Source organism: Pseudoalteromonas sp. TB64 (assembly GCF_000498095.1).
Taxonomy (GTDB): domain Bacteria; phylum Pseudomonadota; class Gammaproteobacteria; order Enterobacterales; family Alteromonadaceae; genus Pseudoalteromonas.
This window is the reverse complement of sequence record NZ_AUTQ01000194.1, coordinates 17,963-41,721: the sequence shown is the minus strand read 5'-3', so window position 1 is coordinate 41,721 and position 23,759 is coordinate 17,963. Positions and strand designations below refer to the sequence as shown.

Annotated in this window: 21 protein-coding genes, 2 tRNA genes and 1 pseudogene; 8 read left to right on the top strand and 16 right to left on the bottom strand. The window is 37.5% G+C overall.

Features of this window, described 5'->3' with window-relative positions:
• Positions 1-697 precede the first annotated feature (697 nt).
• Positions 698-782, bottom strand: a tRNA-Leu gene (locus tag L647_RS0116290).
• A gap of 281 nt (positions 783-1,063) precedes the next feature.
• Here L647_RS0116290 and L647_RS0116285 point away from each other — a divergent pair.
• Positions 1,064-1,558, top strand: coding sequence for an RDD family protein (locus L647_RS0116285; protein WP_024611997.1), 495 nt, complete (start codon positions 1,064-1,066; stop codon positions 1,556-1,558).
• A 123-nt stretch (positions 1,559-1,681) separates the two neighbouring features.
• Here the strand turns inward: L647_RS0116285 and lptG are convergent, their stop codons facing one another.
• Together lptG and lptF are read right to left on the bottom strand one after the other, a co-directional pair.
• Positions 1,682-2,749, bottom strand: coding sequence for an LPS export ABC transporter permease LptG (gene lptG / locus L647_RS0116280; RefSeq protein ID WP_024611996.1), 1,068 nt, complete (start codon positions 2,747-2,749; stop codon positions 1,682-1,684).
• Positions 2,746-3,850 (bottom strand): annotated as a pseudogene (gene lptF, locus L647_RS01000000124420) (LPS export ABC transporter permease LptF). Before lptF ends, lptG begins: the two are co-directional and overlap by 4 nt.
• 308 nt (positions 3,851-4,158) lie before the next feature.
• On the opposite strand from lptF, the gene pepA reads away from it, so the two are divergent.
• The 3 genes from pepA to L647_RS0116260 all read left to right on the top strand — a co-directional run bounded on the left by pepA (position 4,159) and on the right by L647_RS0116260 (position 9,189).
• The gene (pepA, locus tag L647_RS0116270) at positions 4,159-5,670 is read left to right on the top strand and encodes a leucyl aminopeptidase (RefSeq protein WP_024611995.1); all 1,512 of its coding nucleotides are present in this window, start codon (positions 4,159-4,161) and stop codon (positions 5,668-5,670) included.
• Between the two features lie 156 nt (positions 5,671-5,826).
• On the top strand, positions 5,827-6,273 hold the full coding sequence (locus tag L647_RS0116265) for a DNA polymerase III subunit chi (protein WP_024611994.1): 447 nt from the start codon (positions 5,827-5,829) through the stop codon (positions 6,271-6,273).
• Between the two features lie 60 nt (positions 6,274-6,333).
• Positions 6,334-9,189, top strand: coding sequence for a valine--tRNA ligase (locus tag L647_RS0116260; protein WP_024611993.1), 2,856 nt, complete (start codon positions 6,334-6,336; stop codon positions 9,187-9,189).
• A 116-nt stretch (positions 9,190-9,305) separates the two neighbouring features.
• On the opposite strand, the gene L647_RS0116255 is transcribed toward L647_RS0116260, so the two are convergent.
• On the bottom strand, positions 9,306-10,574 hold the full coding sequence (locus L647_RS0116255; RefSeq protein ID WP_024611992.1) for an outer membrane protein transport protein: 1,269 nt from the start codon (positions 10,572-10,574) through the stop codon (positions 9,306-9,308).
• A gap of 283 nt (positions 10,575-10,857) precedes the next feature.
• Here L647_RS0116255 and L647_RS1000000126505 point away from each other — a divergent pair, with 283 nt between their 5' ends.
• Complete coding sequence (locus L647_RS1000000126505; protein WP_076917060.1) at positions 10,858-11,181, top strand: hypothetical protein; 324 nt, start codon at positions 10,858-10,860, stop codon at positions 11,179-11,181.
• On the opposite strand, the gene L647_RS0116245 is transcribed toward L647_RS1000000126505, so the two are convergent.
• A complete protein-coding gene (locus L647_RS0116245) occupies positions 11,141-12,355 on the bottom strand; it encodes an HD-GYP domain-containing protein (protein ID WP_024611991.1) in 1,215 nt (404 codons plus the stop codon). The genes L647_RS1000000126505 and L647_RS0116245 overlap by 41 nt on opposite strands.
• 304 nt (positions 12,356-12,659) lie before the next feature.
• Here L647_RS0116245 and L647_RS0116240 point away from each other — a divergent pair, with 304 nt between their 5' ends.
• Positions 12,660-14,450: a GNAT family N-acyltransferase gene (locus L647_RS0116240; protein WP_024611990.1), complete on the top strand. Its 1,791-nt coding sequence runs from the start codon at positions 12,660-12,662 to the stop codon at positions 14,448-14,450.
• 254 nt (positions 14,451-14,704) lie between these two features.
• On the opposite strand, the gene L647_RS0116235 is transcribed toward L647_RS0116240, so the two are convergent.
• The 3 genes from L647_RS0116235 to L647_RS0116225 form a co-directional block, all read right to left on the bottom strand.
• Positions 14,705-15,409 carry an NRDE family protein gene (locus L647_RS0116235; RefSeq protein WP_024611989.1) on the bottom strand — a complete coding sequence of 235 codons (705 nt, stop codon included), beginning with the start codon at positions 15,407-15,409 and terminating at the stop codon, positions 14,705-14,707.
• Complete coding sequence (locus L647_RS0116230) at positions 15,410-15,943, bottom strand: hypothetical protein (protein ID WP_024611988.1); 534 nt, start codon at positions 15,941-15,943, stop codon at positions 15,410-15,412.
• Between the two features lie 251 nt (positions 15,944-16,194).
• Positions 16,195-16,269, bottom strand: a tRNA-Arg gene (locus tag L647_RS0116225).
• A gap of 242 nt (positions 16,270-16,511) precedes the next feature.
• On the opposite strand from L647_RS0116225, the gene L647_RS0116220 reads away from it, so the two are divergent.
• Entirely contained in the window at positions 16,512-16,694 is a 183-nt protein-coding gene (locus L647_RS0116220; RefSeq protein WP_024611987.1) for a hypothetical protein, read from the top strand.
• A 16-nt stretch (positions 16,695-16,710) separates the two neighbouring features.
• Here L647_RS0116220 and L647_RS0116215 read toward each other — a convergent pair whose 3' ends face one another.
• The 3 genes from L647_RS0116215 to L647_RS0116205 form a co-directional block, all read right to left on the bottom strand.
• Entirely contained in the window at positions 16,711-17,532 is an 822-nt protein-coding gene (locus L647_RS0116215) for a phosphotransferase (protein WP_024611986.1), read from the bottom strand.
• Positions 17,533-17,535: 3 nt separating this feature from the next.
• Entirely contained in the window at positions 17,536-18,153 is a 618-nt protein-coding gene (pnuC, locus tag L647_RS0116210) for a nicotinamide riboside transporter PnuC (protein WP_024611985.1), read from the bottom strand.
• 201 nt (positions 18,154-18,354) lie between these two features.
• On the bottom strand, positions 18,355-18,606 hold the full coding sequence (locus L647_RS0116205; RefSeq protein WP_007587304.1) for a hypothetical protein: 252 nt from the start codon (positions 18,604-18,606) through the stop codon (positions 18,355-18,357).
• 100 nt (positions 18,607-18,706) lie between these two features.
• Between L647_RS0116205 and L647_RS0116200 the strand changes: the two genes are divergently transcribed.
• Entirely contained in the window at positions 18,707-18,946 is a 240-nt protein-coding gene (locus L647_RS0116200; RefSeq protein ID WP_024611984.1) for a DUF2960 domain-containing protein, read from the top strand.
• A 102-nt stretch (positions 18,947-19,048) separates the two neighbouring features.
• Here the strand turns inward: L647_RS0116200 and alr are convergent, their stop codons facing one another.
• The 5 genes from alr to L647_RS0116175 all read right to left on the bottom strand — a co-directional run bounded on the left by alr (position 19,049) and on the right by L647_RS0116175 (position 23,597).
• Positions 19,049-20,128: an alanine racemase gene (gene alr / locus L647_RS0116195; protein WP_024611983.1), complete on the bottom strand. Its 1,080-nt coding sequence runs from the start codon at positions 20,126-20,128 to the stop codon at positions 19,049-19,051.
• Complete coding sequence (gene dnaB / locus L647_RS0116190) at positions 20,128-21,507, bottom strand: replicative DNA helicase (protein ID WP_024611982.1); 1,380 nt, start codon at positions 21,505-21,507, stop codon at positions 20,128-20,130. The genes alr and dnaB overlap by 1 nt, the downstream gene beginning before the upstream one ends.
• Before the next feature lie 124 nt (positions 21,508-21,631).
• Entirely contained in the window at positions 21,632-22,570 is a 939-nt protein-coding gene (locus tag L647_RS0116185; protein ID WP_024611981.1) for a DUF4097 family beta strand repeat-containing protein, read from the bottom strand.
• A gap of 9 nt (positions 22,571-22,579) precedes the next feature.
• On the bottom strand, positions 22,580-23,062 hold the full coding sequence (locus L647_RS0116180) for a hypothetical protein (protein WP_024611980.1): 483 nt from the start codon (positions 23,060-23,062) through the stop codon (positions 22,580-22,582).
• On the bottom strand, positions 23,049-23,597 hold the full coding sequence (locus tag L647_RS0116175; protein WP_024611979.1) for a sigma-70 family RNA polymerase sigma factor: 549 nt from the start codon (positions 23,595-23,597) through the stop codon (positions 23,049-23,051). Before L647_RS0116175 ends, L647_RS0116180 begins: the two co-directional genes overlap by 14 nt.
• Between the last annotated feature and the right edge of the window lie 162 nt (positions 23,598-23,759).

Genomic DNA, 23,759 nt, shown 5'->3' with positions numbered 1-23,759 from the left:
AGTAGTTCGCTCCTCGCTAGGCGTTGGCGTTTCCCGTCTCAGTGGGGTCGCATTATAGGGATAAACGAGTGAGGGTCAATACTTTATTTCAGCTTTTTGACAATTAAATGAATTTAGTATGAAAGCTATACAAATAAAGGTCTGCACAGGGTTTTATGCTCAAAAATCAGGCTGCATTTACAACAATAGCTGTGTAAAGCACTATCTCTGACTCATAACTTAATAACACTGTTATATATACAATATAAACAACAAGTACAGTTGTGCTTATTTTTAGACATTTACCTATAACAGGATTAAAAGTATTAAGCTTTTGATAGAAGCCTTTTAAGCTCACCAAACCCATACCAGCTATATACCTTTATCGTATTATTATAGAAGGAGTAAAATACTGTGTTCACTATATATAGTATTAGATACATTTTTTAATCTGTTGTGACAAAAAGCTATGAACTCAATTTATATTTAAAGAACGCTAAAAAGACAGTAAAACGATAATAGCTTTAGAGGTCTCGCCTATTACAACATTTGATAACTACATTCTGATAATAACGAATATGAAGGTTTTAATTAAAATTCACTTAAACGTGAAAATATTTTAAATGGATGGTGTCCGCGAGTAAATGCAGTTGAGTTTGCCGCACTCAAATTTTTGACATAAAAAAACCCCGACCAATTTGGTCGGGGTTATAAAAAGTGGTACCAGCGGCCGGACTCGAACCGGCACTCCTTTCGGAAGGGGATTTTGAATCCCCCATGTCTACCAATTTCATCACGCTGGCGTCATTTTTCTTTGACCTTCTAAACACGAGAAGATAAAGAAAAACCACTTTAGAGCTAAAGCTTATTAATGTGCCTTCGTCTCTATGCTAAGCATTATACAAACAATAAAGGTAGCAGCAAGCGTTTTATAGTATAAGTGTGATCAACCGCTTAACAATTAAGCAACCATTAACATTTTCAGGCAACTCATATATCTACACTTTGTTGAGACAGCATAGATCCTAGTATTTATTAACCTATTTGATAAACTAACGTACATATTAATAATGAGAGTATATTTATGTCTGGTGAGTTTCCACGAGCTGGTTTTTGGCGCCGATTTGCGTCGTTAATTTACGATGCATTAGTTGTAATTTCTTTATCTATGCTAACCGCCATACTCTATTTTGCGGTTATTCAAGCATTAACTTCTTTAGGTGTTATTGCCCAAACAGAAGACCCTGCTGCTTTGATACAAGATTCACCTTTATTGTATGGGATTAGAAGTGCATTATTTGTCGGTATAAACATTTTCTTTTTTACTTACTTTTGGACTAAAAGTGGGCAAACCATCGGAATGCGCGCATGGCGTTTAAAAGTACAAACCAAAAATGGTGACCTTATTAGTTGGTCGCAATCTATTATTCGTTGTTTAAGCGCATTACTTGGATTGGGTAATTTATTATTAATTATTGATTTTAAAAACAGAAAAGCGCTGCAGGATTACATCTCTAAAACAGAAGTTATTGCGTTAACTAAAGAAGAAAACAAGCGTATATATCGTGAGCTAGATTAGAGTTAAGCAACCTAAGTACTATGAGCGAAGCTTGAATAGATCACTAATAACAAAAAAGCGTGACCATTGGTCACGCTTTTTTGTTTTATCTTGTAAGTTATTATCTAAACTATCTTAAAAGCATTAAACCCGCTTATTCATTAAGTAAGTTGCAAAACCTATAAATATAATACTTGGTAATACCGCCCCAACAAATGCAGGAATTTGATAAACCATTACAACAGGACCAAATATCTCGTTTGTTAAATGAAAGACGATGCCTGTCACTACGCCCATTATTATACGTGCCCCCATAGTTACAGTACGAAGGGGACCAAATATAAATGATAATGCGACTAATAACATGACTGCAACAGATATTGGCTGCATGACCTTGCGCCAAAGGGCTAGTTCATAAGTACTCGTATCTTGCTCATTTTGCTGTAAATAACTTAAGTATGACCATAAACCAGTAAACGATAACGACTCAGGTTTTACCGATACAACACCGAGCTTTTCAGCAGTGAGTTGTGAAGTATAAAATTCCTCAGCTACCTGCTCAGTCGAAGTTTTTTCATCTGTAATTATTACCTTGTTTACATTACGCAGTAACCAACCATCTTTACGACTTACAGCTTCTTTAGCTTTGGTTATTTGCGTTAAATCTAACGATTTATCAAAATGATACATATGCACACCATGCAGCATACCGTTTTGATCAACATCTTCTATATTAATAAAGTTGTTGCCATCTTTAGCCCATACACCTTTTTGTGCATTATAAACATCGCCGCCGTGTATTGCTTGATTACGCATTTCTTTTGCATGCAGCTGTGCTTCGGGAGCACCCCATTCACCAAGCGCCATCATACAGATAGCCATAAATACAGCGGTTTTCATTACAGATACAATTATTTGAAGACGTGACATACCCGCTGCCTGCATAACCACCAGCTCACTATTTGAAGCAAGTGCCCCTAAGCCGGTTAAGCCTCCGATCAATGCTGCCATAGGGAAAAAAACAACAAGATCGCCAGGTATTGTATACAAAGTGTAGAGCATGGCGGTCATTAAATCGTAACTACCGCGCCCTACCGACTTAAGCTGTTCAATAAATTTAATTAAAGTACTTATACCCACAAGCACCAAAAGTGCAAAGCCTGTCGTTTGTAAAATACTGCGACCCAAATACCAATCAAGCATTTTCATTATGAGCCTACCTCCCGCTTAGTTATTACAGCTTTAAGCCAAGCGCCAAGTGGTCGTCCCTTAATTATTAATAACCCACCAATAAAGAGAGCACTTAAGTGAATCCACCATAAACCAATTGAAGGTGGTATTTTCCCGTCTTCTACTGCAAATTTAGCGGCGTTAAGTAAAATGAAGTAACCTAAATATAGGCTAATCGCAGGTACTAATTTGGCAAATTTACCTTGGCGAGGATTAACCACGCTTAAAGGCACAGCAAGTAATGTAAGTAACGGAATTGAAAGCGGTATGGCTANGCCACTGCGCTATTGACTCTGGTGTATTAATCGCAAGTAGCTGATTGGTAGGTACCGCTTCTAACTTACGTCGCTGATGTTCTATTTCTTGTTCTCGAATTTGTACGCTATAACCATCAAACTCAGTTAAGTTAAGTGCAGGTGTAGTGCCATCTGTTTCGTAACGTTTACCGTCGGTTAGTACTAATTGTTGTTCGCCATTTTGCGCTTCAACAACAACACCTTGCTCTGCATATACTAGGCGCGCAAGGTTATCTTTTTCACTATCGGGTAATTGTGCTACAAACACTTTATTTAGCTCTTTGCCGCCTTTCTCAATATTATGAATAAATACGACCGCTTTTTCATTACCGGTTTCTTGAAAACGCCCTGCTCTGAGTGCAGATAACCCGGCATCCGCTTTAGCTTGTTCTTTTAATTGATATTCTTGCTCACTTGCCCAAGGCGCTAAATACATAGTGAGCGCGGCGGCTAAAAAGGCAAGCCCTGCACTTGATATAAGTGTTACTCGCACAACATACCACTCACTTACCCCACAAGCTTTGAGCACGGTCATTTCGCTGTCGGCATATATACGACTGTAAGCTAAAATAATGCCTAAAAATATGCTCAGCGGTAATATAAGAGAAGCAAGTTGCGGTAACTTAAGCGCTATCATCGATAACACTAATTTAGCCGGAATGCTCCCCTCAGAGGCATCACCTAAAATAACAACTAACTTTTGTGACAAAAATATGGTCATTAAAGTTAAAAATACGGCGACCTGCGATTTTAAAACCTCAGCGGTCAAATAACGGAAAATAAGCAATGCTCGCCCCTGTTAAACATGGAATTTCACTACAATAGTGATAATTGGATAGTTAAATAGCTATTTTATCCAGTTTGATCTGGCAAATAGAGTATTATTATAAGCCATCAAAATTAATTATCCTACCTAAGTGCACGATATAATGTTGCATTAGTAGCCCTTATGCATATAAAGTTCAATTACACAGTAAGAGTCAGAAAAAATCAGCTAAAATGAGTATTATCTCTACATAAGCTGAGCGGGTAAGACTAGAAATTATTTTTTTAGCCCTTATTAATAGCCTAAATGACTCAAAATCAGGAGTGACAATGGAATTTAGCGTAAAAAGTGGTAGCCCAGAAAAACAGCGCAGCGCATGTATTGTGGTTGGTGTTTACGAGCCACGTAGGTTATCCCCCATTGGTGAACAACTCGATAAAATCAGTGACGGTTATATCTCAAATTTACTTCGCCGTGGCGATTTAGAAGGTAAACCTGGTCAAGTTTTATTATTGCATCATGTACCTAATGTATTAAGCGAACGTATATTGCTTGTAGGTTGTGGTAAAGAACGTGAACTTGACGACAAACAATACAAACAAATAATTTCTAAAACAATAAATACCTTAAACGATACAGGCTCGATGGAAGCGGTATGCTTTTTAACAGAGCAACACGTTAAAGGTCGCGATACCTACTGGAAAGTACGCCAAGCAGTAGAAACTACGCAAGATTGTTTATATACATTCAATCAATTAAAAAGTAAGAAAGTAGATCCGCGCCGACCACTTCGTAAAATTGTATTTAACGTATCAACGCGTCGCGAACTGACTATAGGCGAAAGCGCTATTGAGCACGGTTTGGCTATTGCAGCTGGTAGCAAGCTATGTAAAGACGTAGCGAATATGCCACCAAACATTTGTAACCCCGCTTACTTAGGTGAACAAGCACAAGAGCTTGCAACTAATTTTGACAACATTACTGTTGATCTGATTGGCGAAGAACAAATGGCAGAGCTAGGGATGAATTCTTACTTAGCTGTTGGTCGTGGTAGTGTTAACGAATCGGTTATGTCGATTATTAACTATAAAGGCGCAGCCGATGATCAAGCCCCTATTGTACTTGTTGGTAAAGGTTTAACGTTTGATTCAGGCGGTATTTCATTAAAACCAGGCGAAGGCATGGACGAAATGAAATACGACATGGGCGGAGCGGCAGGTGTTATAGGTGCGATGCGTGCACTTGCACAGATGCAATTACCCATTAACGTTATAGGTATTTTAGCTGGTTGTGAAAACATGCCTGGTCCGAATGCTTATCGCCCAGGTGATATTTTAACAACTATGTCGGGGCAAACTGTTGAAGTGTTAAACACCGATGCTGAAGGTCGTTTAGTATTGTGTGATGCGCTAACGTATGTTGAGCGCTTTGACCCAGATACCGTAATTGATGTAGCAACCTTAACAGGTGCATGCATTGTAGCCCTTGGCGCGCATGCCACTGGTTTACTATCAAATCATAATCCACTAGCACACGACTTATTAAAAGCGTCGGAGCAAAGTGGCGATCGTGCATGGCAGTTACCACTGTGGGATGACTATCAAGATCAACTAGATAGCCCATTTGCTGACTTTACTAACTTAGGTGGTCGTTCTGCTGGCACCATTACTGCAGCATGCTTTTTATCTAAGTTTACTAAAAAATATAACTGGGCACATTTAGATGTAGCCGGTACAGCTTGGAGAAGTGGCGCTAAAAAAGGCGCAACCGGTCGACCAGTACCAATGCTTACTCAATATTTATTAAATAGAGCAGGTGTGAGCGAAGCAGCTCAAGATTAAACATTAAATTAAGTTAAACCTGTTTATAAGGCGCCGTTTGGCGCCTTATTTATTTGTGTATTAATTGAAGCAAAACGCGTTATATGGCAAAATCTGCCTCTTAATTTATGTGTATCAACTTAATACACATTCAATGTCATGGGAAGCCCCGATACAATGAACATGAACGCACAATTTTTCGTTCTAAAGCAACAAGATGAATCGTTGGCAAAGCCAGATGATCATTTTGCTTTGGCAGCTCAAATTGCAGCCGATCAGTATCGAAATGGTCAACGTGTATTTATATGTGTAGATAACAACGAAACCGCCTGTGCCATTGATGAAATAATTTGGGCATTCGATCCCGACAGCTTTGTGCCACATAATTTACAAGGCGAAGGTCCTAAAGGTGGCGCACCTGTAGAAATAGGCATAACGCCTCCTGTTGGTAATCGTAAAGTTTTAATAAATTTGGCTAATAACTTGCCGGATTTTATTCGTCGATTTAACCAAGTTTTTGATTTTGTACCCGTAGAACCCGTTGCTAAGCAAGCTGCTCGCGAGCGCTTTAAAAAGCTGCGCCAACTCGGTGCCAATATCACCACGCAAGATATTAATAACTAAAAACACGTTTAGTTAAATAGCTAACCAACTAATTTAAGTACTTATTTAAGGTTCTGTGTAATGGATAAAACCTACAATCCGCAAGATATTGAACAGTCTCTATATCAAGACTGGGAACAAAAAGGCTACTTTAAGCCATCTGGTAAAGGCGTACCATATTCAATTATGATCCCGCCGCCAAATGTCACTGGTAGCTTACACATGGGCCACGCCTTCCAAGATACAATAATGGATACCCTAACGCGTTTTAAACGTATGCAAGGTAACAACACATTATGGCAAGTAGGTACTGACCATGCAGGTATTGCAACGCAAATGTTGGTTGAGCGTAAGCTTCATGCCGAAGAAGGTAAAACACGCCACGATTTAGGTCGCGAAGATTTTATTAATAAAATCTGGGAATGGAAAAAAGAATCGGGCGGAACTATTACCAAGCAGCTTCGTCGCCTTGGCGCATCGGTTGATTGGGATCGTGAACGTTTTACAATGGACGATGGCTTATCTGAAGCCGTTAAAGAAGTGTTTGTACGCCTTCATAAAGAAAACCTAATTTACCGTGGTAAACGCCTAGTAAACTGGGATCCTAAATTACACACGGCTATTTCTGATCTTGAAGTTGAAAACAAAGACAAAAAAGGCCACATGTGGAACTTACGTTACCCACTAGCTGATGGCGTTACAACACAAGACGGAAAAGACTACATTGTAGTAGCTACAACCCGTCCAGAAACCATGCTTGGCGACTCGGGTGTTGCAGTAAACCCAGATGACGAACGCTACATAGATTTAATTGGTAAAGAGATTTTATTACCAATCGTTAATCGTCGTATTAAAATTGTTGCTGATGAACATGCCGATAAAGATAAAGGTACGGGTTGTGTAAAAATAACCCCAGCGCACGACTTTAACGATAACGAAGTTGGTAAACGTCATCAAATGCCAATGATCAACATTTTCGATAAAGATGCAGCTATTCTAACCCAAGGTGAAACATACACCTTTGATGGTAAAGAAATTGAGTTTGATGCGCCAATTCCTGAGCGCCTACATGGGCTTGATCGTTTTGCAGCGCGTAAAGCGATTGTGGCAGAATTTGAAGAACTAGGCTTACTAGAAAAAATTGAAGATCATGGTTTAACCGTACCTTACGGTGACCGCTCTGGTGTTGTAATTGAGCCACTACTTACCGATCAATGGTATGTACGTGTTGCACCACTTGCTGAACCGGCAAAAGACGCTGTTAAAAACGGCGATATTCAATTTGTACCTAAGCAATACGAAAACATGTACTTCTCGTGGATGAACGACGTACAAGATTGGTGTATTTCACGCCAGCTTTGGTGGGGTCATCGTATTCCAGCTTGGTACGACAGTGAAGGCAACGTATTTGTTGGTCGCGACGAAGCTGAAGTACGCCGTGAAAACAACATTGCAGACAGCGTAACGCTAAGCCAAGACGAAGACGTACTTGATACATGGTTCTCATCAGCGCTTTGGACGTTCTCTACACAGGGTTGGCCAGAAAATACCGATGATTTAAAAACCTTCCACCCGTCTGATGTACTGGTAACTGGTTTTGATATTATTTTCTTCTGGGTTGCGCGCATGATTATGATGACGCTGCACTTTGTAAAAGACGAAAATGGCAAACCACAAGTTCCGTTTAAAACCGTGTATGTAACTGGCTTAATACGTGACGACAATGGCGATAAAATGTCTAAGTCAAAAGGTAACGTACTTGACCCACTAGATATGATTGACGGCATTGAACTTGAAGACCTAGTACAAAAACGTACTGGTAACATGATGCAGCCAAAACTTGCCGCTAAAATCGAAAAAGATACGCGTAAAGTATTTGCAGGCGGTATTGAAGCACACGGCACCGATGCCCTTCGCTTTACCCTTGCTGCAATGGCATCTACCGGTCGTGATATTAACTGGGATATGAACCGCCTTGAAGGTTACCGTAACTTCTGTAACAAATTATGGAACGCGAGCCGTTACGTATTAATGAATACAGAAGAGCAAGACTGTGGTTTTGCAAATGGCGCTCAAACAGAGCTTTCATTAGCTGATCGCTGGATTTTAGGTCAATACGAAGCTACCGTTAAAACCTATACTGAACACCTAGATAACTACCGCTTTGACTTAGCTGCTAACACGCTTTACGAATTCACTTGGAACCAGTTTTGTGATTGGTACTTAGAGCTAACTAAGCCGGTATTATTTAAAGGCAATGAAGCGCAGCAACGTGGTACACGTAATACACTTATTACCGTACTTGAAAGCTTACTGCGTTTAATGCACCCAATGATGCCATACATAACAGAAACTATTTGGCAACGTGTTGCACCACTTGCAGGCATTGAAACAGCAAATACCAGTATTATGGTTCAGCCGTTCCCAGTATATAATGCAGCAAGCGTTGATGCTAAAGCGATGGACGATTTAGAGTGGGTTAAACAATTCATTTTAGCGATTCGTAATATTCGTGGTGAAATGGATATTAGTCCAAGTAAGCCACTTAATGTATTACTTGCAAATGCATCGAGCGACGACGTGCGCCGCATTGAAGAAAACAAATCATTTTTAGCATCACTTGCAAAAATTGAAGAGTTTACAATGCTTGAAAACAAAGATGACGCACCTGCATGTGCAACGTCTTATGTTGGCAACCTTGAAATTATGATCCCAATGGCAGGCTTAATTGATGTAGAAGCCGAGCTTTCGCGTATTAATAAGCAGCTCGAAAAAGCCGAAAAAGGCCTAGCACAAGTGCAAAACAAACTCGCTAACGAAAAGTTTGTAAACAACGCACCTGAAGCGGTACTTGCTAAAGAAAATGCAAAACTGGCTGAGTTTAGCGACGCTAAAACTAAGCTACTTGAGCAAAAAACTAAAATAGAAAGTTTATAAGCTTTCATAAAAATGCCTATTAACACTATTTAATAGGTATTAAAAAAGCCGCTCACTTATTAAGTGAGCGGCTTTTTTTATGCCCAGAGACTAAACCCTAAACATCTATACAAATATTAAAATTTGTAGTTGTACTGAGCACCAATTAATACTGCATGACCTTTTGATTCAAAAGACCATTCACTGCCAGAATCATCAGCTTCAGTAAAGTTTTGTGTTTTACCACGAATAATACTCGCACCTAAATCAACGTTAGAGTTTTGATCTATTGTGTAGTTACCACCAAACGAGAACCAAAAACGATCTGTATCTGGAATCGAAATTGATAGGTGTGTTTGTGATACAGGCGACTCATCAAATGCAACACCGGCACGAAGTAATAAATCTTCATTTAGTTGATAGTCAGCACCCACAGAGTAACGGAATGAATCACTGAAGCTTTCATCTTTTTCAAATCCAACAAACTTATCACCAGTTGGTGCTGTTACTTGTGCTTCTAAAGACTCAAAGCTACTCCAGCCAGTCCATAATACACTGTAGTGTAAACCTAATTTGTCGTCTAACTGATGAGAACCAGAAAACTCAGCAATAGCTGGTAAAGTAATTTCTACTGAACCAGGAAGCTCAGCACCACCAGTACCACCAGCGGCGGCTGGTAATCCGTTAGAAAAATCGCCATCAAACGTAATATCAGTTTCTGTACGGTAGTTAAAACCAAAACGGCTATTTTCATCTAACTGATACATTAAACCTACGTTTAAGCCAAAGCCAGTGTCGTCACCTTGAAGGTTTACTGCATCAGTACCAAAATCAAAGCCACTTGCATTTGCACCCACTTTACGAATAACAGTCGCATCAGCATAAATAGCATTTAAGCCTATACCAAAGCTAAATTGCTCAGATACTTTATATGCAACGCTTGCATTAAGGTTTACTGTAAATATTTCTGTCTCACCAGCAATTTGACCAGCTACATAATCATCTTGAAACTCTGTAGATAAACCAAAGTTAGAAAATGCACCAAAGCCAATCGATACTCTGTCGTTGTATGGCATAGTAAAGTAAATTGCAGGAACAATAGCGCTAGGAGCAATACTGTCATCATCTAATGCATTAGGATCAATACCGTTATTAGTGCCTTCACCTTCAATGCTTACATCAGGGATAACACCAATAGCTGCAACGCTTAGTTGCTTTTCTTTAAATAAAGTCATTAGTGCTGGGTTACGAGCAACAACAGACGCGTCGTCTGCAATAGAAGCTTCACCAGCATATGCACGGCCTAAACCCGATGCATTTTGCTCTGATAATTGAAACGCAGCTGCAAAACTGTCAGCTGAAACAAATGCAAGCGAAGCTGCAATAAGAGTTTTAGTAAATTTCATTGTTGTGTCCTCACCAAACGAACTGTTTGGATAACTATGTGTGTTGTTATTAGGGTTTCAAACCTTGTCACACTACCTTAATTTTTTGTAAAAAACTCTATGAATAAGTTAAAAAACAGCAAAAAACATGATTTTTAACGGCATTTTAACAACTAATTAAAACTCATCGGACTAGAAGTGTGCTATTAGAGCATATACTCTAAATGTAATTAGTTATCATTTAGATTGACTTGAAAAATTTAGCAATTTACACTGAGTATAAAATAACAAAGGGAATAAAATAGTGACCATTTCACTCATTGTGGCTGGACTTTTTTTTTGTGGTGCAAGTGTGTTCTGCTTTTACAAGGCTAACTACTGTGCATGTACCCAAGCAGGTCAATGCGATAATCCAGTAAACCATTATTGGCTTGGGGCTATGCTTAGCGCATTAATTTCATTAGCGCTTTGTTGCTTAGCACTGCATGTAGAGCTGGGTACTTTATTATGGTTAACGCTAATGGGAAGTTGTTTTTTAGGTGCGTTTATTTCAGCTAGGCAATATAAGTATAAGCAGTGCAAAAAATCTACGCTAACAAATGCTCCTTCAATAAACGAGATAAGTTAATTTGGTAGTCAAGTGGCTTAACACTCGCTAAAATTTTAAGCTCTTGAGTGTGCTCACTCAAATCGATGTCCTTTGCTGTAATATGATGTTTATGCTTAGCATTATAAAATAGCTTAATTTTAGGCTTAATAGGATTAAGTACATTCCCCTCAAGTACTAACGCTAAACGTTCGTTTGTTAACTTAACAATAGTGCCTACTGGATGAACACCTAAGCATTTTATAAATCGTTGTACTAACTCTCCATCAAATAACTGTTTATTGGCTAATAAATAACGTAATGCATTAATAGGCTCATCGCCCTCTTGATGAGGTCTGTCGGCAGTCATTGCATCATATACATCAACTATTGCCATTATACGTGCCGGACGGCTTAGTTTTTCAGCTTCTATTCCTCGAGGATAACCAGAGCCATCTAATCTTTCATGATGATTCACTATCATATCGAGCATAAGTGGTGTAACGCCCTTTTCACCCTTAACTAAAGCTAAACCTTGTGCTACATGTTTTTTAATTGCCAGCAGTTCATTATTCGTAACTTTAGTTGGTTTTGAGAATATACCTTGAGGTAATTTGGCTTGACCTAAATCATGGAGTAAAGCGCCCATGGCAAGTTCTTGCACAACAGCTTGTTTGTATCCCAAATATTTAGCAAATACAGCGGTAAAAATGGCGCAGTTAATCATATGACGCCAGTTGTAACTGTGTTTATCTTTGATACGAGTAAGAATACTCATAGCATTAGCGTTACGAAAAACAGAACTAACTATTTCATTAGCAATTTCATCAAGCACCTTCATATTGATAGTAAGACCTGATGTTAGATCACCATATAAGGATTGTAATTTTCGGTTATTTTGCTCATAGCTCACACTTGCTTTAGAGAATTCTTGCTCTATAGTTATAATTAATTTAGCTTTTTCAGGCTTTAGCTGACTGTTAGACGTTTTAAGTTTACTTTGCGGTTTATATTTGGCGGGTATTGCAGCATCACCTTTAGCAAAATCAATTAAAAGCTCAAGCACTCCCTCTGCAACTAAACGCTTAATAATAGATTTATCGCGCACTAAGCCACTTGTTTTAATTTTTATGCTGTTGACCCCTTCATGTTGCTTAGTAACGCTATCGACATACATGCCAGGTACAAGCTCTGATATAGGTAAAGTAATAAGCATAAAAGTGAGTTTTTCTACAAAAAATAAATATGTGTATTAAATAACACCTATCAACCCTAAAAGTCTACTTTTTGAGTTAATGGTAATGATAAATAACTAACACCGTAACTTGTAGTTCAATTTAAGTATTGTTGTAACGAGCGTTACTTTCTCTATGAGTAAAACTAAATCTTATTGATATTTAACTAATCATTATAAAAAATCGAACTTAATTAACCTAATTTGAACATAATATTGTTTAACCTCGGTCTAAATAAATATAACAACTAATAGCAGCTTTAAATATTTAAGAGTATTAACGTATATGACAAAACTAAACCAACCTGTATCAAATTTAAGTGTGGCAGCAATAAACACCGCTTCGCCATTAGGTCATATATTAAAAGTAGCAGCTCCGTTGCTCGACAGTTTATTAGGCATAAATAAACTACGTAATATTTACCTCTCTAATAATTTATCGGGTTTACCTAAACAAGAGTTTAGCGAGAAGCTTTTAAATGTATTAGGTATAAATGTAATTGGTGCTCAAGGTGTAACAAGTAAAATACCTCAGGAAGGTCCTTGTATTGTGGTTTGTAATCATCCTTATGGGATGATTGAAGGCGTGATTATTGCCAAGTTATTAACTAATTATCGTAAAGATACAAAAGTAATGGCTAACGTAGGTTTAAAAATATTTAAAGAAATAGAAGAGTATTTTATATTTGCTAATCCACTAAAGCCAAAAGCAGCTATTAATACTTCCGCTATTAAGCAATGCTTTAAACACATAAATAACGATGGTTTACTTGTTGTATTTCCGGCAGGAAGAGTCTCATTTTTTCAATCTGATAAACAGCGCATAACCGATGCTGAATGGAATAGATTAGCAGCTCAACTAGCACTAAAAACACAAGCCCCTTTATTGCCTGTTTTTATTAGTGGCGAAAACAGCCCAGCGTTTCATAATTTAGGACGAATTTATTACCGTTTTAGACTACTCATGTTGGTGCGAGAATTACTTAAAATACAAAAAAGCACTATTAGCTTAAGTGCTGGTAATTTACTAACATCAAAATTATTAGGTAAGTTTGACCAAACTGTCGACGTTAATGACATAGCTCGTTTGCAGTGTTATTTAAATGATGAACGTTACATAACACCTTGGCAAGATGATAACCAATCAACTCAACTTAAAGCAATTATGCCCGATGTTGATAAAACAAAAATGACGAACGAACTATCTAACTTGCCAAGTGAGCAGCATTTAGTCGATTTTAAAAACTACTCTGTTTATTACGGTTATCAACAGCAAATACCTAATTGCGTAGCGGAAATAACTCGCCTTAGAGAAATAACCTTCCGTACATTAAATGAAGGGAGTGGCGAGCCGTGCGATACCGATAAATTTGACGCAACCTATATGCATTTGTTTATTTATGATCATAAAAATGAAGAAATCATTGGGGCTTACAGAATAGGTCAAACTGATTTATTACTAAAAAATAATGACATAAGCGCTTTATATTTGTCGCAAATGTTTAACTTTGAACCCTCTTTTATTAATCAACAACAGCCATGCTTAGAAATGGGTCGCTCATTTATAGTTGAAGAACATCAAGGGAGCTACCATGGGTTGTTATTGTTGTTTAAAGGGATTGGTGTGTATATGGCGCAAAACCCACGTTACCGAACATTATACGGCACGGTTTCACTCAGTAAGCTTTATGATCCTCGCTCTGTAGCAATTATTGACCATACAATGGTAAATAATAAAGATGGCGTAAACGCAAATACACCTTTTGATAATAAGATTCACCCAGAATTTACCGATTTTATTAATAACCGCACATTAAACATAGAGCAAGTATCAACTTTAGTAATGGGGATAGAGACCGATAAAAAAGACCTGCCTATTTTATTAAAGCAATACCATAAGCTAGGCGCTCAATTTCATTGCATGGGAATTGATAGCAACTTTAATCACACTCCAGGGCTACTTTTGAGTGTTCACTTACCTAGCGCTCCGGAAAAGCTATTAAAGCTCTACCTTGGTAATAAAAAAGATAATTACGTAAACTACCCAGAAGCTGCTTATACTCATTCGCTTAATTAAATAGTCTATTTTGAGGTGAAAAGATCTTGACGATAACAAAGTAGAAATTTGTTATTTAGTTGTTCTCGCCAATTGCCCTGTGTTGCTCTATCTCCTGTATTCAGGTAGTCGTATATCAGAGATTTTTAACGCAGTTAGCGTCAGGTTTAATTCTTCAAATTGATTAAGTACTAATCCACTAAAAAGCCGAAGCAATTAATTGCTTCGGCTTTTTAAGTATTCATTTAAGCGCTATTTGATATAAATTACATGACTTATGATGTAGCTGATTTTAGACAATTAACACTACTAATTCGTTGAGATTGCTTATCTAAATAATCAAAGCTAATAGTATTACTTACCTGAATATGGCTAATGCTGACAGTCATAGCATCATCTCGGTGCATATTAACGCCATATTGACCTTGCTTATCTTTACTATAGTGAAATGCTAAAAACTGCTCGCTTACTGGGTGTCTTAAATCAATCATTTTTTTAAATTGTTGTAGTCGTTTTTTAGTTACGACCTCTAATTCAACCCCTGATGACGTAACAATCGGTTCAATTTCGCATTGAGTTAACTGCTTAGCATCCCACCTAATAAAAGTAACATCGTTATTATTTAGTGATAATTTAGCGGGGAAAATACACAACTTAAATGGTGCATATCCCGATAAATCTAAATTTTGTAGTTGCTGTAAAACACTTACATTATTGTTCAATAGTAATGGTATTAAAGCTCCCCGACTGTATTTAACTGCGTCTATATCAAATACACTTTGGTAATCGTTTAATAATGCTAACGTTTGCCCAAAACTCGAAACCCCCAACCATGTACCACCACCTTGCGGATCGGTTGGATAGATTACATTACCATTATGCTTTTTTGGCGGTAATGCCTTTGTTCGCGTTTTTTGTTCATCACGATTAAAAAACAACTCATAACCATCTTCAGTTAAAAAGTAGCTTAAAGTGCACATTTAATTTTGAGTCGCCTTAGTTTGCATTTGTTGATTTTTTTCTCTTAAAAAAGTAGCCGTACTTGGCGCTAAGCCAAAGCTTTGATCGAATTGTGATTTTTGAGCAAATGATATTTGCGAAATCATCGCATAATGATGTACTGCATGACTGCCTACAAAAATAAGCTCTCGTGCTAATGAAGTCGTTACTGTTTGTACATTTTTGCTTTTAATCGAAACTTCAGTTGAAAGTAATAATGGTTCATTAAAATTACTTTCACTGAGCTGTTCAATCCACGATGCTATTTCATCAATTTTACTGATTGCTGCCTTTGGACAACTTTCAATATCACCGCCTCTTAACCTATAATCATAGTCAACACTTTTCATATTAAAGCCAACCAGTAATGATTGATAATGATCGATAATATGGCGCATATGCGAGCCTGCCGAACTAATAAAGTTAGGAGTAACGATTTGCGAATAATCCTCTTTAGTTACACCTTCAAGATAAGCGCGTCCTTGAGCTAGTATTTCTAATTGACTATTTAACATTGAATCGACTTTCCCCATTTACTACTGCAATCGTATATGAATCACATAACGTTGAGTAAAATTTTAATAATTTGTATTGTATGATTTACTAGAAAGCTGTTTTTATAATTAACTTTCAAAATTTATCAGGAAAATGCATTTTATTGATTTTCTATTTAATAAATTAGGAATATAAAAACGAACATTTGAAATAATAAGAGTAGATAGTGGGGGAATAAATAACAAGGTTATACTAAACAATATAAAGCAAATGGCGCTCTCGGTAGGGATCGAACCTACAACTCAGCCTCCGGAGGGCCACGTGATATCCATTTCACCACGAGAGCACATTTGTTGCCGCCACACCAACTCGCGATATCAGTGCTTTAGCATGCGCAATAATAAAGAGATCTTACGTTAAATGCTAGCAACATTAGTTTACATGCCTATTAATTAAGCTGTTTTAAATAAAACACTTCACAATAATGTAAAAACACGCTATTTATTAATATTCGATAAGAAAGGTAACGCTTTAGCAACATTTTACTATAATTGTCGCTGTGCATATTTTTAACACGAGGAAGTAATTATGAGTTTAATGTCTACTGAGCAAGTTGCTGAGTTTTTAGGTGTAAAAGCAGAGCGAGTAAAACGCCTAGCCCGAGAAAGTTTATTAATAGCTAAATCGCAAGATGAAAACGGTGAGCCACAATTTGATACTGATGAAGTAACTAAATATAAAGAGCTGGCAGAGCGTTTTGGTGGGCTTTAAATAGAATAAAAAGTAGTTAAGGTTTTATCTTATTTTGGCTAATTAGGTCATCAAGCTGCGCGCGTAATTCAACATTTTTATTACTTATAGCGCGTTGCTCATACCACCCTACACATAACACCAAATAAAGAAGCTTATAGTTATTAAGTTTATCTATTGATTGAGTAAACTTAAACTCCCCGCTTATACATTTTTTATAATCAGCTAATAATATGCTTTCACTGTGCTCACTTAAGTTAAAGCTAACAGCAAGGGATGCTAAGTCAAAATATACATCATTAGTTTTGGCGTACTCAAAATCAATTAAGTACATGCCAGTGGCGTTTACTATTATATTTTCTTTAACTAAATCGTTATGACAAAAGCCTTCATCAAATGACATCCTTGAAATTACTTTTAATGCGGCTTCAATTTGCGGTTGGTATTGTTTATAAACCAACGATTGTTGATAACAAAATAGTTCTTTAGCGATATCCATTGGTTCAGTTTTAATATCGTAATTATGCACTTGAACTAGTTTATTGATTAAACTGCGCGGAATACTCGATATATGTGATTGAGCAACATCACCTTCAATATAATTAAAGGCTGCATATTGATTTACTTTGTCTAACCAAATAGGTGCTGGGCATACACTAAAGCCACTTAAAAGACGCTGTGCTTCAAGCCCTATATTTGGCCAATGGCTTTTATAGCACTTTAATAAGTAGCTTTGGTGTTCAGTGCGTATTAAAAAATTGTGATTACTAAAGCCATTAATTATTCGTTCACATTTAACAATGCTCTGAGCCTCTGTAAACGCACTACATATTTTAATTAACTCAGTCTTAGTAATCATCTATTAGAGCTGTGCAACAGGCTTAGCTTGGCTTTGTTCGTATTCTTCATACCAAGTTTTAAAGCCCCACGCCGCCATAATGGTATAAAAGATAAAGAGTGCTAGCGTTGGGTAATAGCCTTTTTCGTAATATAAATACATAGACGCGGCATCTATTACAATCCAATACAGCCAGTTTTCGAGGACTTTTTTAGCCACTAAGTAAGTAGTTACTACTGCAAAACATGTTGTAAAGCTATCAAGATAAGCAAAATCGGCATGAGTATAGTTTTGCATAACGTAACCAATAGCTATTGCAGCTACGGTTGTTAAACTAATTAGAACTGCATGACGATTTATAGACCACGATGTAATATTTAAATTTGCAGCTTTGCCTTTACGCCACACAACCCAGCCAAATACAGCCATGTACATATAATAAAAATTAAGTAATGACTCCATAAGTAATGCGCCATTCCAGTACATTATTGTATAAATAAGCGTGCTAAAAAAAGCAGCAGGCCAACACCATAGGCTTTCTTTTATTGCTAATAATAAGTAGGCCATAGACAACCCTACCGCAATGTATTCCCAATGCGACATTGCTGTAAAACCACTTAAGGTTTGTGTTAAAAAGTCCATATTATGCAGTTACCGTTTAGTTGTGCAGATTGTTATACCAATCTGCTTATATACGGGGTCTATTTAACGTTAAGAAAATTACGCTAGAACTAGGCAAAAATTTTTGTATCTAGTTGTTCTAAATAAAAAAATTTTAACGACGTTATAGTGCAATTTAATTCGTTAAATTGATCAAAGATTTATGCAGGTTGGTATTATAGGTTATTCAGGCGATAAATCGCCAGAGAGAAACTTACATACAAAAATAGCTTTACCAAACTCTTCATATGAACGTTTAATTTCGGTATTTAACACCTGCATTACTAAATCATAATCACCAAAAATTTGAGTTGATAGTGTATTTGTAATCACTTTTAAGTCATCGTATTCATTTAATCGGTCAATAAAGCCCTGAATAAACGGGATGTAATCTTGGTGCAATGGGTATTTACTGATCTCTACTGATAATTTCATTTTAAACTCTTTATATTAATTATTTGATTTCAAAAAATCGTTCAATGCCAGTTCAATACAGTGTAAAATCACCGTAACACTCAATCGAAATGAGCTAAATATGGCACGCAGGATCACTTATACATTTAAAAACCAACCACGCGAGATTAATTTTGCTAAAGATAAATACCACGACATGTATCAAGCAATTGCTGCTGCTGAAGGTATTGACCTGACTAATTACTTAAGCATGGTACAACAAATAGAAATGACCTCAAAAGGGTCGGTCTCTGTTCGTAACTTTCGCGACCAAGAATTTGCCCGTATGGGCTTTAGCGATATTTACTTTATAAAAGAGTAAATATCGTTTTATGGTAATTTATACCAATTACATTAAATTAGTGATCTATTTAATACGCTAAAATGATCATGTTTTTAATAAAATTGGTATTAGTTAGCTGTATTAACGCTGATACTCATAACTTACGCGCGGTGTAATATTACATAACAGCTCGTAAGGAATAGTATCAGCGCATAGTGCTATTTCTTCTACTGGTAGCTCAGGACCCCACATAGTAACCCTATCGCCCACTTTAATATTGTGTTCATTAGCGCCTATATCTACGCTAATCATATCCATAGCTACACTGCCAACAATACCATAACGCTGCTTACCAATTATAACTGGAGTGCCTTCTTTAGCATGCCTAGGATAGCCATCACCATAACCCATAGCCACAACAGCTAACTTGGTTGGTTTATCACTTTTCCAACGACCTCCGTACCCTACTGCTTCATGGGCTGGTACATTACGCACTGCAATTACACGCGTAGTTAAACGCATAACAGGCTTTAACTTGTGTTGCTGCCCAACGCTATTTGCTATTGGTGATACGCCATATAACATAAGTCCAGGACGCACCCAATCACCATGACCATTTGGCCATGCAATAATACCTGCAGAGTTTGATAAGCAATGTGCTTGGTCAATGCCATTCACTAAATTATCAAATAAGGTAATTTGTTGAACCGTTTTAGCATTATCAACATCATCAGCACACGAAAAGTGGGTCATTAAATTAACGGTATTTTTGGCGTTAGGCGTTTTTTGTAAACGGTTATAAAACTCTTCAAACTGCTCAGGCGCTATACCTAAACGGTGCATACCCGTATTTATTTTTAACCAACATGTAATTGGTGCATCGAGCGTTGCTTTTTCAAGTGCTGCTAATTGATATTCATCATGAATAATAGTCTGAAAATTATTAGCGAGTAATAAAGGTAAGTCCGCTTTATTAAAAAATCCCTCTAGTAAAACTATTGGCTTTGTTAAGCCTCCAGCTCTAAGTGCTAAGGCTTCATCTACACGAGCTACAGCAAATGCGTCAGCATCATTTAAATGCTGCGCAATCGTTACTAAACCATGACCATAAGCATTCGCTTTTAAAACAGCCATTACTTTGCTATTTGGAGCAAAGCGTTTAACTTGCGCAAGGTTATGCGCAAGTGCCGTTAAGTTAATTTCAGCAGTCGCTAAACGCATTAGTAATCGTCATCTACCGCAGGACCCGCGTAATTATCAAAGCGAGAAAATTGACCTTGGAATGTTAAACGTACTTTACCAATTGGACCGTTACGTTGTTTACCTATAATGATTTCGGCAATACCTTTGTCGGTACTGTCTTCGTTATAAACTTCATCACGGTAAATAAACATGATTAAATCGGCATCCTGCTCTATCGAACCTGATTCACGTAAATCTGAGTTAATTGGGCGCTTATCGGCACGTTGCTCTAGCGTACGGTTTAACTGCGAAAGCGCAACAACCGGGCATTTTAGCTCTTTTGCTAATGACTTAAGTGAACGCGAAATTTCAGCAATTTCGAGTGTTCGGTTATCAGCAAGGCTTGGTACACGCATTAACTGCAAGTAATCGACCATGATCATGCTAATACCGCCGTGGTCACGCGCAATACGACGTGCACGAGAACGAACATCTGTAGGTGTTAAACCTGATGCATCATCAACGTACATTTTGCCTTTTTCCATCAACAAACCCATTGTTGATGAAAGTCGTGCCCAATCGTCATCATCTAACTGACCAGTACGTACTTTAGTTTGGTTAATACGACCAAGAGACGCTAGCATCCTCATCATTATTTGTTCTGAAGGCATCTCTAGAGAGTAAATAAGCACTGGTTTGTCTTGAGTCATTGCGGCATGTTCAGCAAGGTTCATCGCAAATGTGGTTTTACCCATTGAAGGACGTGCTGCAACAATAATTAAATCGGATGGCTGTAAGCCGGTCGTCATTTTATCAAGATCGGCATAGCCGGTGCTCACACCCGTTACACCATCTTGTGGCGATTGATAAAGCTCTTCTATTTTATCAACGGTTTTTTCAAGGATGCTATGAATGCTTTGCGGACCTTCATTATTTTTTGTTCGTTGCTCAGCAATTTTAAACACTTTGCTTTCGGCAAAATCGAGTAGGTCGTGACTGGTACGCCCTTCGGTATTAAAACCTGCTTCTGCAATTTCATTTGCTACGCCAATCATTTCACGTACCACAGCGCGCTCACGCACAATGTTTGCATACGCGTCGATATTTGCTGCACTTGGGGTATTTTTAGCAATTTCGGCTAAATAAGCAAAACCACCAATTCCAGCTAATTTATTATTTTTTTCTAAACTTTCAGAAATAGTAATTAAATCTATCGGATCGCCAATTTCAGCAAGTGCCGTCATCGCCTCAAAAATTAACTTGTGCGTGCGGGTATAAAAATCCTGTGATACAACAAGCTCAGCTACGCGGTCAAAAGCTTGGTTATCAAGCATTAAGCCACCTAAAACAGATTGTTCAGCTTCTATTGAATGGGGAGGAACTTTAAGAGTATCGACTTGCTTATCTGGTTTGGCCATAACTTCACAGTAGTAAAATTGAATGGCTCTATTCTATCGACTTGCAGGGGCTGTGCAAATAGAAAAGCAGGAAATCTTTTCCTGCTTTTTGTAACTCAATAGCTTAATTTATCTATATCAACGGTTATTTCTTTCTAAGCTCTATTCGCCCGCTAATCGTATCCATTTCAACGTTCGCATTACCGCCATGAATACTAAATTCTAAATCACTTGCTGGACCATATTTAGCCTTTTGCACTTTATTGCTGTTGAGCTCATTTATTATTTTGCCATTCGCATGTGCTTTAATTTCAAACTTAGCGGATACATCGGCTGCAAAGAAAAACTCAGCATCGCCACTTACCGATTCAAAACGTACATCGCCGCCCTTTAAAAGCTCTTTAATATGTACTTCAGCTTCACCATTTACAGTATTAATCCGTAAGTTTTTAACAGCCGATAGCGTAAAATCTATATCGCCATTTACGTTTTCAAGGCGCACATCATTAGCACTTGAAATTGATTTAATATCACCATTAACCGCGCTAAAACGCAGCTCACCACTTGACTGCCTATCGTTAATTTCGCCATTTACGGTTTCAAATTGAATATTACCGCTTAAGTTTTCTGCATTTACATCACCATTAACGGTGGTTAATTTAACATTACCGACAATAGTATCTACAGTAATCTCACCATTAACCACATCAACCTCAGCGCCGTTTTCAAGCTCTTTTGCAATAACCGATGCATTTACGCCAGCAAATTCAAGCGCACTGCTTTTTGGCATAAATATAGTTAATTTTGATCCATCACCGTTATTTCCCCAGCTCATTTTACGCGGCATTTTTACAATAAACTCAGTTTTATCGCCACTCGTTTTAAGCTCATAACCATCAGCTTTGCCATCAAGTTCACCTGATACTTTAAATACGTTTTTATCCCATCCGGTTATATTTATATCGCCACGCTGGTTTTCGATAAAAATAGTGCCGCCATTTGGTACGTCTATTTGCTTATCTATTTTTTCACCTGCAAATACCACCAGTGGAAATAAGCTCAACCCTAATAAAATAGCTTTCATGTCGTACTCCTAAATATGTTGCCAACGAGGCGCGTGCACCTTGTTAATCAAATCAAGTTGTTGTTGATATATTTGCGCTAACATTGTCAGTAACGCTTGGTTTTGTGGTTCATTTTCAAGAGCTTGCTTTATGGCTTGCTCTGCTTCTTCTAATTCTTGTAATTGTATTTGCCAATTACTGGTAAGTGCTTCTTTATTTTTGTATTCAACCAACAAACTATTTTTTTGCGCTGAAAAGTAATCACTTATCGCAACTACAGGTTGTGGTTCAGGCGTTATATAAAATATATTTACTGCAACTAAAGCCGCAATTGTACAGGCTGCTATTACCGTTATTTTTGGCCAAATAACAGTGTTTATTTGTGCTGTTTTGCTATTTATAATTGCTCGCTCAACACCTGCCCACAAGTCTTTTTGTGGTGCTATATCTTTATCAAGCGTATTTAGCGACTCGTTTAAGTAGTTGTTAAAATTAGGTTTATTCATTTTCATACCACTCTTGTAATAACTGCCTAGCACGATGATATTGCGATTTACTTGAGCCAACAGCCATACCTAATTGCTCAGCTATTTCCTCGTGCCTGTAACCTTCAATTGCAAACAATACAAATACCATACGCGCACGTTCAGGTAGCCTTACTATTAGCTTATCTAGACCATTTAAACCTTCACAGTCATTAGCCGATTGCTCATCCATACCACTGTGCTCAATACTCACCACTTTTTGCAGCCAGTTTTTTTGCCTACGTAAGTAACTAATTGCTACATTACTTGCAACACTGTAAAGCCAAGTAGAAAACTGCGAGCGACCATCAAACAGCGCTATTTTATGCCACACCTGCACAAATACTTCTTGAGTGGCATCTTCGGCATGCGCTTGATCGGCTAATAAACGTAAACATAAGCCATAAACTCGCTTTACATGTAACTCATAAAGAGTTGCGTATGCAGCTTGATCACCCGATTTAATACGCTCAATCAATGCAGCTTCGCACAAAGGCGTTTGTTCGGATTTAACGTGTAACATCCGTAATGTCGCCTTTTAATTATTATTAGTGAGTTAGTGTATTGATAAGTTAGACGTAATGACAGTTCGGAAAGGTTTAAATGAAATGAAAAAATATTGAAGAAAAAAGAATTGCTTGTACAAGGTTTTATTTAACTGCGGCTTAATTAATAGCTTATACAT

Bases quoted from the DNA above. Each gene is read 5' to 3' on its own strand.
- L647_RS0116285 (WP_024611997.1), top strand. From the start codon at position 1,064: ATGTCTGGTGAGTTTCCACGAGCTGGTTTTTGGCGCCGATTTGCGTCG.
- pepA (WP_024611995.1), top strand. From the start codon at position 4,159: ATGGAATTTAGCGTAAAAAGTGGTAGCCCAGAAAAACAGCGCAGCGCA.
- L647_RS0116265 (WP_024611994.1), top strand. From the start codon at position 5,827: ATGAACATGAACGCACAATTTTTCGTTCTAAAGCAACAAGATGAATCG.
- L647_RS0116260 (WP_024611993.1), top strand. From the start codon at position 6,334: ATGGATAAAACCTACAATCCGCAAGATATTGAACAGTCTCTATATCAA.
- L647_RS0116255 (WP_024611992.1), bottom strand. From the start codon at position 10,574: ATGAAATTTACTAAAACTCTTATTGCAGCTTCGCTTGCATTTGTTTCA.
- L647_RS0116245 (WP_024611991.1), bottom strand. From the start codon at position 12,355: ATGCTTATTACTTTACCTATATCAGAGCTTGTACCTGGCATGTATGTC.
- L647_RS0116240 (WP_024611990.1), top strand. From the start codon at position 12,660: ATGACAAAACTAAACCAACCTGTATCAAATTTAAGTGTGGCAGCAATA.
- L647_RS0116235 (WP_024611989.1), bottom strand. From the start codon at position 15,409: ATGTGCACTTTAAGCTACTTTTTAACTGAAGATGGTTATGAGTTGTTT.
- L647_RS0116230 (WP_024611988.1), bottom strand. From the start codon at position 15,943: ATGTTAAATAGTCAATTAGAAATACTAGCTCAAGGACGCGCTTATCTT.
- L647_RS0116220 (WP_024611987.1), top strand. From the start codon at position 16,512: ATGAGTTTAATGTCTACTGAGCAAGTTGCTGAGTTTTTAGGTGTAAAA.
- L647_RS0116215 (WP_024611986.1), bottom strand. From the start codon at position 17,532: ATGATTACTAAGACTGAGTTAATTAAAATATGTAGTGCGTTTACAGAG.
- pnuC (WP_024611985.1), bottom strand. From the start codon at position 18,153: ATGGACTTTTTAACACAAACCTTAAGTGGTTTTACAGCAATGTCGCAT.
- L647_RS0116205 (WP_007587304.1), bottom strand. From the start codon at position 18,606: ATGAAATTATCAGTAGAGATCAGTAAATACCCATTGCACCAAGATTAC.
- L647_RS0116200 (WP_024611984.1), top strand. From the start codon at position 18,707: ATGGCACGCAGGATCACTTATACATTTAAAAACCAACCACGCGAGATT.
- alr (WP_024611983.1), bottom strand. From the start codon at position 20,128: ATGCGTTTAGCGACTGCTGAAATTAACTTAACGGCACTTGCGCATAAC.
- dnaB (WP_024611982.1), bottom strand. From the start codon at position 21,507: ATGGCCAAACCAGATAAGCAAGTCGATACTCTTAAAGTTCCTCCCCAT.
- L647_RS0116185 (WP_024611981.1), bottom strand. From the start codon at position 22,570: ATGAAAGCTATTTTATTAGGGTTGAGCTTATTTCCACTGGTGGTATTT.
- L647_RS0116180 (WP_024611980.1), bottom strand. From the start codon at position 23,062: ATGAAAATGAATAAACCTAATTTTAACAACTACTTAAACGAGTCGCTA.
- L647_RS0116175 (WP_024611979.1), bottom strand. From the start codon at position 23,597: ATGTTACACGTTAAATCCGAACAAACGCCTTTGTGCGAAGCTGCATTG.